This is a genomic window from Amycolatopsis sp. SID8362 (assembly GCF_010550475.1).
Lineage (GTDB): Bacteria > Actinomycetota > Actinomycetes > Mycobacteriales > Pseudonocardiaceae > Amycolatopsis > Amycolatopsis eburnea.
The window spans coordinates 1-12,403 of record NZ_JAAGNB010001602.1; the positions used below are offsets into that span (position 1 = coordinate 1).

Sequence of the window (12,403 nt, forward strand, 5' to 3'; positions counted from 1 at the left end):
CCTGCCGGTAGACGGCTTTCACGAGCCCTCGCGCCCGCCGCGGGCGCACGACGTCGACGTACTTCACGTCCCGCAGCGTCCGCCGCAACGCGATCCTGACCAGCCCCGGAGCCATGGCCCCTCCTCCTGAAACGCCGAACTCGCGCACCCGGACGAGTGCGCGAGTTCGTGATGGTCTTCGCGTTGGCCCGGGACAGCCCGAGCCGCCCCGGCACGCCTTCGCCGGAACCCGCGCGCCCCGGACGAGTACGCGAAGTTCCGAACGGCCCTCGCGGTCGCCCGGCAGGCTCTCGCAACGCACCCAATGCGGCGTTCGGTGCGTTGGACGCACCGAACGCCACATCGGGCGGTCCCGGCAAGTGCGCGAGTTCGTGGGTGGCGTGCCTCAGTTCCCGGCGACCAGGTCCAGTTTGGACACCGCGCGCCGTCCGGTGATCGAGCCGTCCGGGGCCGGCGCACCGTACTTGACGTCGACCCCGCGCGACTGCAGCTCCCGGACGATGCCCGGGATGGACCGCTCGGCCAGCGCGGCGATGGTCATCGCCGGGTTGACCGTCAGCGCGCCCGGGACCGACGCGCTGTCGGTGACGAAGATGCCCGGGTGGTTGCGCAGCTCGTGGTTCGGGTGCAGCGCGGACGTCGCCGGGTCGTCGCCGATGCGGCAGGACGCCAGCGGGTGCACCGTGTAGGCGCCGACGACGTCGTTGGTCCACGGCGAGACCTTCGCCAGGCCGTCCTTCTCGATGATCGCCTTGCAGTCGGCGTCGGCGAGCGCCCAGCCCCGGCGGGTGTTCTCCGTCGGGTCGTAGCGCAGCGGGCCGCGGCCGAGCATCTGCTGCGAAATCCGGTACGCGTTGCCGGTCGGCGGCGGGGTGCCGAAGACGCCTTCGTTGTCGTCCTCGGTCATCAGGAAGATCGTGAGCCAGTTGGCCCACTGCTTGAGGATCTCCTTCTTCTCCGCCCCGTACCAGCGCGGCTCCTCGCCGCCGGGCACCTGCGCGAGGATCGTGCCCAGGCCCGGCGGGAAGTAGAGCTGCTCCAGCGAGTACCGCTCATACTCCGGCAGCGAGCCGTCGAGCTTGTCCCAGTTCGCGACGGTCGGGCCCTTGCCGATGTGGTTGGCCGAGTACACCGGACCGTCCTCACGGGACAGTCCCAGCACCTCGCGGACGCGGTCCTCGTCGATGATCGCGGTGTTGAGCCGCTCGCCGTTGCCGGAGAAGTAGCGGCCGACGCCGTGCGGCATCTCGCCCAGCGCCGCCTCCGAGCGCTGCAGGATCACCGGGGTCGCGCCGGCGCCCGCGGCGATGATGACGACCTTCGCCTCGATCACGCCGGTGCCGGTGTGCACCCGGTAGTCCTCTTCGTCCACGATGTCGAAGTGGACGCGGTAGCTGCCGTCCTCGGTGCGCTCGAGTCTTTCAACCTCGTGCAGCGGGCGGATTTCCGCGCCGTGCGAAAGGGCCGCGGGCAGGTAGTTGGTCAGCATCGACCGCTTGGCGTCGAACTTGCAGCCCGCCATCATGAAGTTGCAGTTGACGCAGGTGTCGTTGTCCACCGCGACCGGCGCCGGGTTCGCCGTGCGCCCCGAGTGGTTGCAGGCCGCGGCCCACAGGCCACCGGCGTAGGAGACGTCACTCCAGTCCTGTTTGGACACCGGGATCGACTCGTCGACGCGGTCGTACCACGGCTCCAGCGAGTCGCGGGAGATCACGGACGGCCACATCCGGCGGCCGATGCTGCCGTGGCGCTCGAAGACGAAGCGGGGCGCACGCGGCATCGCCGCGAAGTACACCACGCTGCCGCCGCCGACGCAGTTGCCGCCCAGCACGCTCATCCCGTCGCCGACGACGAAGTCGAACGCGCGGGTGTAGGACGAGCCGAGCAGGTAGTCGTGCTCGAAGTCGGCCGCGGCCAGCCACGGCCCGCGCTCCAGCACGGTCACCTTCGCCCCGCCGGCGGCGAGGTGGTAGGCCGGGATGGACCCGCCGAAACCGCTGCCGACGATGACGACGTCGGTCTTGTCGATCGCACTCATGCGGGGCTCCCGGAAGGCGTGGTGTCGGGGTGGAGCTCGGCCAGCTTGCGGCCGTAGCCGTACTTCGGGAACCGCCAGAACCCGTCGGCGTCCGGCGCCTGGTAGCCCAGCGCCAGCAGGCCGGGGTGCCCCTCGCGGATGGCTTCGGCGGTGTGCTTGTGCGCGGCGCTGTCGAAGGCCATGTTGCAGAACAGCGCGAGGCTGACCCAGCCGTCCTTCTCCGGGTGCCCCGGCGTGGTCAGCCGGTGCACCAGCTCGCGGCGGTGCTCGTACGGCAGCGCGACGAACGGCGCGACGTCGTGGTCGAGCTCCAGCTCCACCTCGCCCGCGTAGGCCTTCGCGTGGTCGTTGAGCGACTGCGCGAGGTAGGGCAGGCCGGCCGTGACGCCGGTCGCGTCGAAGTTCAGCAGCTCGAGCGCGCCCGCGGCGACCGAGCCGGGACCGGGCGCGGCCCCGGCGACCGCCCGGTCGCCGTCGAACCGCTTCTCCCCGGGCACGATCGTGTCCGCGTACGCCTCCAGGGTCATGTTCATGACGCGTTCTTCTTCGGTGGCCTCGGGTTGCACCGGCCTACCTCCTCATCGAATGTCCACAGTAGACGTCAGGCTGCTTCGGACCGCCGCGTCCGCTCCCGGCGGTGCACGGTCATCGGCAGCCCGCCGCGCACCCGCAGCGAGAGCATCGCCTCGGGCTCGACGACCTTGTCCGGCACCTTGCGCAGCTCGAGGTCCCGCGCGGCCATGGCGAGCACGAACACCGCCTCCATCACCCCGAGGCTGTTGCCGATGCAGAACCTCGGCCCGGCCCCGAAGGGCAGGTAGGCGTACCGCGGCGGCCGCTCCGCGGCGGTGAACCGGCCCGGGTCGAAGCGCTCGGGGTCGGTCCAGAACCCCGGGTGCCGGTGCAGCGTGTAGGGCACCACGACGACGTCGGACCCGGCGGGCACGTGGTACCCGCCGATCTCGTCGTCGGCCTGGGCGATCCGCGGCAGCAGCCACACCGGCGGGTACAGCCGCATGACCTCTTCGACCACCGCGACGGTGAACGTCAGCCGTCGCAGGTCTTCGTACTCGGGCAGCCGGTCACCGAGCACCTCGACGGCTTCGGCGTACAGCCGCTCGGCGACCTCCGGGTGCTCGTCGATCAGGTGGAACGCCCAGCCCAGCGTGCTCGCCGTGGTTTCGTGCCCGGCCAGCAGCAGGGTGATCAGCTCGTCGCGCATGCGTTCGCGCGAAGCGCCGTCTTCCGAACCCGACGCGATGAGCCGGGACAGCACGTCCTCGCCGTTCTCGACCGGGTTCGCCAGGCGCTGGTCGACCAGCTCGTCGGCGATCCGGCGCAGGTCCTCGCGCGCGGTCCGGAAGTGGAGCTGCTTCTTGAGCGGCACCCACTGCGGGACCATGCTCAGCGTGACCGCCTCGAACATGGCCTGGTCCTGCACGGCCTCGAACGAGTGGCCGAGGGTCTCGTACCCACCCAGTTCGGCGTCGAGCAGCGTCTTGCCGAGCACGCCGAGGGTCAGCCCGGTCATCTCGTGCAGGATCTCGACCGGCCCGTCGTGCGCGGCGAGCCGCCGGATCAGTCCGTCCACTTCGGACGCCACGATGCCGGCCTGGCGCGAGATCCGCTTGGGCTGGAACACCGGCTGGATGGTCCGGCGCTGCTTCTTCCACGTGTCGCCGTCGCTGGTGAGCAGGCCGTCGCCGAGGGCCCGGCGGGCCTCCTGCAGGCCGATGCCCTTGTGGTAGTTCGCGGCGTTGTCCGCGAGCACGTGCTTGGCCAGGTCCGGGTGGTTGACCAGGTACATCGCCTTGGGTCCGATGGCGATGCGGACGACGTCGCCGTAGGCCTCGGCGTTGTCGCCCATGAGCGCGAGCCGGTCGGTGAAGAGCTGCTTCAGCAACCGGATCGTCGCCCGGCGCGGCGGCCCGGGCGGCGCGGTGCGCGCCGCCCGGGTGTCGTCCGTGGGACCCGTCATGCCGCGACGGCTCCCGGCTTCTCGTCGTCCGCCGGCGGGGCCGCGGCGAGTTCGAGCTTCGCCTTCTGCGCGGCCTGGTCGGCTTCGAACTTGATGCGCGCCTTGTTCGAGAAGTGCAGGCCCCACAGGAACATCCCGCGGATCAGGCAGACGGTCGCGGTGGCCAGGAAAAGCCCGTAGGCCACGTGCACGGCGGTGAAGAAGCCGTACGCCAGCGCCACGCCGGAGCCGAAGGCGAACTGCGAGACCGGCTTCGATGGCGACGTGCCCGGGTCGGTCACCATGTAGTTGGTGTAGAGCACGAACGCGACGCCGGTACCCATCGCCAGCGCGCCGGGGATCGACGTGCCGAAGATCCAGCCGCGGACGAAGGCCTGGACCACGAAGAAGCTCAGCCAGCCCAGGATCAGCCACATCCGGTTGGTCAGCAGCGCGTTGAGCACCGTGCCCGACACCAGGATGATGCCGACGATCAGCCAGCCGCCCCAGGTGGGGATCTGCTCGGTGAAGTGGTACGGCGGGGCGATGCTGGCCCACGGGAACACCAGCAGGATGACCGTGATGCCGAAGTTCGACGGGTTCATGTAGTGCCGCATCCGGCCGTACACCGGGGCCTGCAGCACCCACTTCGCGCCGACGGCGACGACGACGCCGAACATCATCACGAGGATCCGGTCGTTGACGTAGGTCAGCATGTTCAGCGCGAGCCCGGTGATGTGCGCCGGCAGCAGGAACTCCACGAGCCCCCGGAAGCCGTTGCCCTTGAACCGGACCGCGCGATCGGTCACGCGGGCGTTGATGATCTCGAGCAGGATCTCCGTGGTGTACGCGGTCGCCAGCGCGACGAACGGGTACAGGTACGGCTGCTCGAAGCCGAGGAACGTGTAGCCGACGATGTTGAAGATCGTGATCGAGATCGCGAAGCGCCGCAGCGCGGTGATGACCTTGTTGGTCCGCTTCGGTGGCGCGCTGTCCACTTTGGTCAGAGTCGGGGTGGCCATGCCGGTCACTTCGCTTCCTTAGCCTGGGTACCGAGCTGGTAGGAGTACTGGCCGGGCGCCAGCTTCAGGTCCTGCGTCCGCAGCTGCCCGGTCCGGTCGCGCCACTGGAGGTGGACGTTCAACGGGCCGGAGACCTTCTGGCCGAGACCGATCTGGACGTCGAAGCTGCGCCGGCCGGCCTCACCACTGCTGCCGTCGACCCGGCCGAGGTACTTCCGGCCGTCCGGGCCCGTCACGGTGACCTCGGCGCCGATCGCGGGCGGGCCGGCCGCGGGCAGCGGGCCGGGCGCCACCGGGGCGTCGGTGGTCAGCTTCAGCTGCAGGAACTTGCCGGGGTTCGGGCTGTCGTTGTGGTAGAAGATCGGCTGCTCCCACTGCCGCGCCACGGCGAACTCGGGCAGGCCGTCCCCGTCGGTGTCGCCGACGGCGATGCCGCGGGTCGGGACCGGCACGGCCAGGCCCAGCTTCGGCGCGAGGTCGACGTACCGGCCGTCCGGGCTCTTGACGAAGAAGTGCAGCGTCTGGTCGCCACCGATGTCGTCACCGGCGCGGGCGTTCGGCCACCAGAACGGGTTGGACAGCAGGCCGTCGTGCGCGGTGGCGATCTCCTGCAGGTTCGGCCAGCGGTTGACCTGGCCCTTGACGAACCCGGTCGCCTGGGCGATCTGGTTCTCCCCGCTGTTGTTGAAGTCCTGGATCTTGACGTCCCAGCCCCAGCCGGACCAGGCCGTGCCCTTCTCGGCGCTGTCGTCGTGGAAGGGGGCGACCCCGTCCTTGAACTGCCGGGTCAGGTCCGCGTTGTCCTTGGCCTGGTTCATGAACTGGAAGTTCGACTCCTCGATGCCCCACGACGTCGTGATGTTGCTGACGAACAGGTCGTAGAGGCCGTCGTGGTCCAGGTCGCCGAAGTCGACGCCCATCCCCTTGAAGGAGTCGTGGCCCAGCACCTTCGACTTCGGGTCGGCGATCCCGCGCACCCCGTTGACCTCGCCGAACTCGATGTGACCCGGCGTGGACTTGTTGTACAGGAAGTGGTCGTGCCCGAAGTCGTTCGCGATGTAGAGCTCGGGCAGGCTGTCGCCGTCGACGTCGGTGGCGCTGGATGCCAGCGTCCAGCCGAGCCGCGCGGTTTCCGGGATGCCCTGGGACGCGTCGGCGAACTTCGCGCTCGGGTTCGCCCCGGCCGTGGCGCCGGTCCAGCGGTAGATGTACTTGGCGCCCGAGTTGGTCGCGTGCGACATCGACTGGTTCAGCGTGATGCCGCCGTCGGCGTTCGGGTCCAGGACCTTGCTGTCCGGGAAGTAGTTCCCGACGAAGATGTCGACGTGGCCGTCGCCGTCGAAGTCGCCGATGGTGACGGAGTCGGTGTTCCACAGTGGACCGTTGTACTTGCCGTCGGCCCCGCGGTGGTTGCCCGGCACCAGCTCGGTCGGCTGGAACGCCGACGCGTCGAACTTGGTCGCGTTGGCCTTCTGCAGGAACAGGACCGGCGTCCGGCCCCAGTAGTAGGCCAGGATGTCGGTGCGGCCGTCTTCGTTGTAGTCACCGGGCACGCAGCCCATCGGCGCCATGTAGTCCCACGTCGGCAGCGCCGGGGCGGGGTCGAGCGCGAACGGCGCGTACCGCGGGCCGGAGTCCGGCGCCGGCGTGATGACGACCTGGTCGCTGCGCGGGTCGACCAGGCAGAGGTCGTTGGGCTTGCCGCTGCCGCTGATGTCGTTGATCGCGATCGCGGCGCCGACCGAGGAGATCCACGCGGCGATGTGCTCGTACTCCTTGTTCACCGTCCGGATCGACTGCGACTTCGTGGCCGCGGGCAGCGCGATCGTCATCGGGGTGAAGTGGAACTTGTCCGCCATCTTGTCCTGCTCGGCGGCGGAGACGCTGGGCAGCCGTGCGACCAGGAGCAGGCCGAGGACCAGCACCAGCGCCACGATGCCCGCCAGCTGCTTGCGCAGCCAGCCGAAGGTCGCGGTCATTTGTTCTTCCCTCCGTGGGTCAGCACTTCTTCGGCGATCCGCTGCCGCCAGGTTTCGAACGCCGGGACGTCGTCACCGTCGACGACCACGGCCGGCCGGACCTCTTGGGTGATGGCCGCGGCGCGTTCGGCGGACATCCCGCAGATCGCCCGTGCCGCCATTTCGGTCTCCGGGATCATCAGGCCCGAGCGCACCCGGCACTCGGCGGCGAAGGCGCTCCCCTGGGCCAGCTGCCCGTGGTGGATCCCGGCGCGGTCGACCAGTTCCCCCAGCTCGTCGGCGGTGACGCCGCACGCGTAGGTCGAGGCCAGCCCCACCCCCGCGTACAGGTCGCCGTGGCGCGACTCGGGGAACTCCTCGATCGTCTTGGTCACCAGTTCGACGTCGGTGCCGCAGATGAACCACAGCGCCCGGCCGATGCCCTGGTCGATGGCGCGCAGGGCATAGCCGTCGTACCGCTTGTCCGGCCAGGAGAAGCCCGGCTGCTGGTACTGCTGCCGGATGTACTTCCCGGTCTTGAAGTACGCCTGGTGGAAGCCGTAGCCGTCGAGCACGAGCCACCGCAGCAGCGGGTCGAAGGCGGCCGCCTTCGGCCACGCGAACCGCGGGAGCCGGCACATGGCCCAGCCGACGCCGACGTAGATGATGTAGTCGTGCTTCTCGCCGGGCCCGGCGAGGAATTCGGCGATGTTCGTGCTCTTGCCGAACGGGAGCCCGTCGAGGACGCCGTACCCCATTCCCGCGCCTTCGTAGGCGAAGCCGCGGAACTGCGTCGGGATCTGCTCGAGCCATTCCTCGGCTTGCTCGACCGACCGCGCTTCGACCGCGTGCGCGTACCCGAGGAGGAATTTCTCCCCGACCGTCTCGAGTCGTTCTTGAGCGGCTGGGCTCTTCCGGTGGAAACCCCGCTTCTCCAGCGAAGTCTCCGAGACATCTGGTGTCAGGATGCGGCGTCTGAGCGCGCGCCAACCATTGCCCAACGCACTCTCCCCCTTACGGGTCGAATAGGAAGGTGTCGCTTCTTCGCCTTCTACGGTCACAGATTCGCTGGTCAGCGCTCTACTCCACCCTTGCGTGGGAGAAGTCGGGCTCTTCGCGAATGCGGAATCGCGTCAGCTCGCGCGGCGCCGGGCGGCCACGTCGAATTCGTCGCGGATCCGCTGCCGCCACAGTTCGTAGGCCGGTTCCGGGCCGTCCTCGCCGTCGGCGCGCTCGGTGCGGTCCGCGAGGTTCTGCGCGCCCTGCACCGACAGGTCGGTGAGCACGCCGGCCGCGAGGTGGGTGTGGGCCGGGACGTAGCCGGAGTACGTGCGGGCCTTGACCGCGAACACCACGCCGAGCGCGAGCTCGTCGTAGTGCTCGCCGGCCAGCCGCCGCAGCTTGCCGAGCCCGTGCTGGTCGCTGCCGCCGGCGAAGGTCGCCGCGAGCCCGACCCCGCTCCAGAGGTCCGCCCGGCGCCGCTCGGCGAACCGCCCGACGGCGGCGGCCGCCGCTTCCGGGTTGCCGCCGTTGATGAACCACAGCGCCCGGCCGACGCCCTGGTCGAAAGCCCGCGCGAAGTACTCCGGCCGGCCCGCCCACGGGTAGGGCTGCGGCTCGGCCTGCTCGCCGACCCACTTTCCGGTGTCGAAGTAGGCGCGGTCGAAGCCGAAGCCGTCGACGGCGAGCCAGCTCATCACCGGGTGGTAGGGCACCCCGGTCAGCTCGGGCAGGATGTTCTTCCACAGTGGACGCGGCAGCCGCGCCATCGCGAAGCCGATCCCGATGTAGGTCAGGAAGATGTGCGGGCGGCCCGGCCCTTCGAGCAGCTCCCGCGTGCGGTCGCGGCCGCCGCCGGGCATCGCGTCTAGGATCGTGTAGCCCATCGTGGCGCCCTCGTAGGCGAACCCGCGCTGCTCCGGCTCGATCAGCGAGAGGCGGCGCTCGATCTCCCACAGCGAAGCACCTTCGATGGCCCATTCGAACCCGCACACCACCGCCTGCGGCACCGCCTCCAGCCGGGCCGTCGCGTCGGTGTGGGTGACCGGGAAGCCGCGGTCGGCGAACCCGACCGAAGCGAGCGAGGGCGCGAGCACCTTCTTGCGCAGAACTCCGATGACAGTGGACATCGTCGTAGCGGTCCTTACTCGTCGAAGGGAATCAGGCGACGGCGCGCAGGTGCGGCCGCTGGGCCGCGAGCATGCGCTGGGTGAACGGCGACTGCTTCGACGCCAGGGTGATCGCGATCGGCGCGTCGGTCGACGCGGGCGCGCGCAGGCCGACGCGGCCGGTGGACTGGCCGTGCGGGGCCACCTGCACCGGCGAGTAGCCGATCGAGAACCGCGGCCCGGCCGTGCCCGCCTGGTGCTGGGCGACGGCGATCGCCGTCCACCGCCCGGCCGGGACGCCGTGGATGGTCAGCTCACCGGAGTTCATGTTCGCCATGCCGCCGAAGGCGACCGGGCCGCACTGGGGCACCGGGTCGGCGAACAGCCCGACCAGGGTGTCCGCCGGCGCCGAGCCGCGCGGCATGTCCAGCTGCAGCGACAGCACGCCGGAGCCGGTCTGCAGCGAGGCGCAGCTGCGGCCGGCCGCGCGCAGCGTCCGCAGCGGCGGGAGCCGCTGGAACGTCGGTGAGATCGCCACGAGCAGCTCGGCCACCTGCGGCTCGCGGTACTGCGTCGGGGTCATCCCGACCGCCCGCGAGAACCGGCTGGTGAACGTGCCGACGCTGCTGTAGCCGACGCTGCACACGATGTCCGAGACGTTCAGCGACGTCGTCAGCAGCAGCCGCTTGGCCTCGAACAGGCGCACGGCGGTGAGGAACCGGCCGGGGGTCACCCCGGTCGCCTCGGCGAACATCCGGGAGAAGTGGAACCGGCTGACGAACACCTCGGACGCCAGCTCGGCCAGCGTGATCGGCTCGAAGTACCGCTCCTGGATGGACGAGATCGCTTGCAGGACGGCGGGCCGGACCGACTTCTCAACTCGCTCGAGCGCCGGCTCGCGGCGCGGTTCGCCGAACTCGCTGTCGTTCCCGACAGCCGCTATAGAGCGCAACATCATCAGTCCAAACCTCGAATTCCCCTGATGGCAGTTCTCCTGGTTCTCCTGGTGCCAGGGAAGACGCCACTTCTCGCAGATCGATCGACGAGCGATCGAGGAATGCCGATGTCCGTCCGACCCGGACGCGTGACACCTACCCGGGCGCGGGAGTTCCGCCCGGGTGTGGCGTGCGCAACACCCGGATCCGGCGTGCGCAACACCCGCGCCCTTGATCGTCCGCGGTCGGCCGGGAGTCCCGTTTGGTCCGTTCCGGGGACCCCCTCGACGGCCCGCCTCCCAGGTTCGGCCGGATGGCCGCGGGTGCGCGACGCACATCCGGGCCGTGCGAAACGCATGCGGGGACGGGGCGAACGCACAAGGAGTCTGGTGGGCGGTTCACTGGCCGCGAGGGCCCCGCTCTGTCACATTCGGATAGAAGCCCGGAGTTCGGCCGTCCACCGACCCGCGCGGCACGAACTGGGGAGCGCGAGGACGCATTGATGATGCTGGAGGCCTGCCATGTACTCCGAACAGCGGCGAACCGACGAGCCGGACCAGGGTGGTGTCCGCTTCACCGTACTGGGGCCGCTGGAAGTGCTGCGTGGAGGAATCGACTACGCTCCGACGACCCCGAAGGTGCTGGCACTGCTGGCCGTGCTCGTGATGCGACCGGGGAAGATGGTACACATCGACACCCTGATCCGGGAGCTTTGGTCGGACAACCCGCCGCGAACGGTCCGGACCACGCTGCACACCTACGTCTACCACCTCCGCCGGTGCATCGACCAGAACGGGCTCGCGGTCGACGGCGAGAAGATGCTGACCACCAAGCAGTCCGGCTACACCTTCCACATCGATCCGGCGCAGGTCGACACCCACGACTTCACCCGGTTGCAGCAGATCGGGCACGAGCACCAGGACGCCGGTGACCACTCGGCCGCCGCGGACGCCTACCGGGCGGCGCTGGACCTCTGGTCCGGCACCCCGTTCGCGAACGTCCACTGTGGACCGGTGCTGTCCGCGTACCGGACCGAGCTGCTGGAGCAGCGGCGCAGCGTGCTGCACCTGCGGATCGAAGCGGAGATCATCGGCGGACGGCACCGCGAGCTGATCGGCGAGCTGCGCTCGCTGACCACCGGCAGCCCGCTCGACGAAGCCCTGCACGGGCAGCTGATGCGCGCGCTCGGCCGGAGCGGACGGCGGTCCGACGCGATGACCGTCTACCGCAGACTCCGCTCCCGGCTGGCCGGCGAGCTGGGCGTCGAACCCTGTGACGACCTGCAGACGCTGCACCGCGAGCTGATCTCCGAAGGCGACCACCGCTGATCCGCCCAGACTTCCCCGGCACCCGCCGAACCCGTCGGATCGCCCGAGAAAGAAGTGAGGAACGTTCGATGCCCACTGCACCCACCCGTGCCTACGGCCAGTTCTGCGGCGTCGCCCGCGCGCTCGAGCTCATCGGCGAGCGCTGGTCGCTGCTGATCATCCGCGACCTGGTGCTCGGCGCGAAGCGCTACGACGAGCTGCAGGCCGGCCTGCCGAAGATCCCGCCGTCCATCCTGTCGGCCCGGCTCAACGAACTGGAGGCGACCGGCGTGATCCGCCGCCGCGTCCGCGCCGAGCTCGACGCGGGCCTGGTCTACGAGCTGACCCAGTACGGCAGCGAGCTCGACCACATCCTGCTCGACCTCGGCCTCTGGGGCGCCCGCTCGCTGCACGCCCCCGGCGCCGACGACGTGTTCACCTTGGACGCGGCGATCCTGTCGCTGTACACGACTTTCCGCGCCGAGTGCGCGGAAGGCGTCCAGATCAACTTCGAGATCCGCTACGACGACCGCATGATCGTGCACGCCCTCGTCGAGGACGGCGCGGTCAAGGTCGGCGAGGGCCGGTTCGCCGGTGCCGACCTGGTCATCAAGGCCGTGCACGGCGCGGCGCTGCTGGACCTGATGAGCGGCCAGCTCACCGCGCCGACGGCGCTGCGCTCGGGCAAGATCGCGATCGAGGGCGAGCTGTCCGACCTGGAGCTGTTCGCCCAGCTGTTCCACGTCCCGGCGGCCCCGGAGCCGGCGACCGGCATCGTGGTCCGCTGAGGTCCACACCCCGGCTCGCGCGATGCAGTGAATGACTCATTCATGTCGTCCGGCGACATGAATGAGTCATTCACGTCGTCGGGTCGCCGCTGAGCCGGTCCGCTTTCGCTTGCAGGTAACGGCGTTCCGGGCCGCTCCCGGTCCGGGCCGCCGCCCGCAGGTAGAACTCCCGCGCCTCCGCCGCGCGGCCCGCTTCCTCCAGCAGGTGCGCGCGCACCGCGTCGGCCCGGTGCGCCACGTCGACGCCGTCCAGCAGTGCCAGGCCCGCCGCGGGGCCCGACACCTGCGCG

General features: G+C 70.1%; 10 protein-coding genes and 1 pseudogene. 2 read left to right on the forward strand and 9 right to left on the reverse strand.

The features are described 5' to 3' along the window. Positions 1–385: 385 nt before the first annotated feature. The 8 genes from G3I65_RS49080 to G3I65_RS49115 all read right to left on the reverse strand — a co-directional run bounded on the left by G3I65_RS49080 (position 386) and on the right by G3I65_RS49115 (position 10,041). A complete protein-coding gene (locus G3I65_RS49080) occupies positions 386–2,038 on the reverse strand; it encodes a GMC family oxidoreductase N-terminal domain-containing protein (RefSeq protein WP_160702486.1) in 1,653 nt (550 codons plus the stop codon). Continuing rightward, a complete protein-coding gene (locus G3I65_RS49085; protein ID WP_160702488.1) occupies positions 2,035–2,604 on the reverse strand; it encodes a DUF5987 family protein in 570 nt (189 codons plus the stop codon). The genes G3I65_RS49080 and G3I65_RS49085 overlap by 4 nt, the downstream gene beginning before the upstream one ends. 35 nt (positions 2,605–2,639) lie before the next feature. Continuing rightward, the gene (locus tag G3I65_RS49090) at positions 2,640–4,016 is read right to left on the reverse strand and encodes a cytochrome P450 (RefSeq protein WP_160702490.1); all 1,377 of its coding nucleotides are present in this window, start codon (positions 4,014–4,016) and stop codon (positions 2,640–2,642) included. Then, complete coding sequence (locus tag G3I65_RS49095; protein ID WP_160702492.1) at positions 4,013–5,017, reverse strand: enediyne biosynthesis protein; 1,005 nt, start codon at positions 5,015–5,017, stop codon at positions 4,013–4,015. The genes G3I65_RS49090 and G3I65_RS49095 overlap by 4 nt, the downstream gene beginning before the upstream one ends. A gap of 5 nt (positions 5,018–5,022) precedes the next feature. Then, complete coding sequence (locus G3I65_RS49100) at positions 5,023–6,996, reverse strand: VCBS repeat-containing protein (protein WP_160702494.1); 1,974 nt, start codon at positions 6,994–6,996, stop codon at positions 5,023–5,025. Next, the gene (locus tag G3I65_RS49105) at positions 6,993–7,976 is read right to left on the reverse strand and encodes a DUF1702 family protein (protein ID WP_160702496.1); all 984 of its coding nucleotides are present in this window, start codon (positions 7,974–7,976) and stop codon (positions 6,993–6,995) included. Before G3I65_RS49105 ends, G3I65_RS49100 begins: the two co-directional genes overlap by 4 nt. Positions 7,977–8,108: 132 nt before the next feature. Further along, positions 8,109–9,104: a DUF1702 family protein gene (locus tag G3I65_RS49110; RefSeq protein ID WP_160702498.1), complete on the reverse strand. Its 996-nt coding sequence runs from the start codon at positions 9,102–9,104 to the stop codon at positions 8,109–8,111. A 31-nt stretch (positions 9,105–9,135) separates the two neighbouring features. Beyond that, positions 9,136–10,041, reverse strand: a complete 906-nt coding sequence (locus G3I65_RS49115; RefSeq protein WP_163046888.1) for an AraC family transcriptional regulator — start codon at positions 10,039–10,041, stop codon at positions 9,136–9,138. Between the two features lie 498 nt (positions 10,042–10,539). Here G3I65_RS49115 and G3I65_RS49120 point away from each other — a divergent pair, with 498 nt between their 5' ends. After that, positions 10,540–11,346 (forward strand): AfsR/SARP family transcriptional regulator, encoded by an 807-nt coding sequence (locus G3I65_RS49120; protein ID WP_160702500.1) that lies wholly within the window; start codon positions 10,540–10,542, stop codon positions 11,344–11,346. Between the two features lie 68 nt (positions 11,347–11,414). Beyond that, positions 11,415–12,113: a winged helix-turn-helix transcriptional regulator gene (locus G3I65_RS49125; protein WP_125314957.1), complete on the forward strand. Its 699-nt coding sequence runs from the start codon at positions 11,415–11,417 to the stop codon at positions 12,111–12,113. 70 nt (positions 12,114–12,183) lie between these two features. Here G3I65_RS49125 and G3I65_RS49130 read toward each other — a convergent pair. Then, positions 12,184–12,403 (reverse strand): annotated as a pseudogene (locus G3I65_RS49130) (RNA polymerase sigma factor); the annotation flags it as partial.

Bases quoted from the DNA above. Each gene is read 5' to 3' on its own strand.
- G3I65_RS49115 (WP_163046888.1), bottom strand. From the start codon at position 10,041: ATGATGTTGCGCTCTATAGCGGCTGTCGGGAACGACAGCGAGTTCGGC.
- G3I65_RS49090 (WP_160702490.1), bottom strand. From the start codon at position 4,016: ATGACGGGTCCCACGGACGACACCCGGGCGGCGCGCACCGCGCCGCCC.
- G3I65_RS49095 (WP_160702492.1), bottom strand. From the start codon at position 5,017: ATGGCCACCCCGACTCTGACCAAAGTGGACAGCGCGCCACCGAAGCGG.
- G3I65_RS49110 (WP_160702498.1), bottom strand. From the start codon at position 9,104: ATGTCCACTGTCATCGGAGTTCTGCGCAAGAAGGTGCTCGCGCCCTCG.
- G3I65_RS49100 (WP_160702494.1), bottom strand. From the start codon at position 6,996: ATGACCGCGACCTTCGGCTGGCTGCGCAAGCAGCTGGCGGGCATCGTG.
- G3I65_RS49080 (WP_160702486.1), bottom strand. From the start codon at position 2,038: ATGAGTGCGATCGACAAGACCGACGTCGTCATCGTCGGCAGCGGTTTC.
- G3I65_RS49120 (WP_160702500.1), top strand. From the start codon at position 10,540: ATGTACTCCGAACAGCGGCGAACCGACGAGCCGGACCAGGGTGGTGTC.
- G3I65_RS49125 (WP_125314957.1), top strand. From the start codon at position 11,415: ATGCCCACTGCACCCACCCGTGCCTACGGCCAGTTCTGCGGCGTCGCC.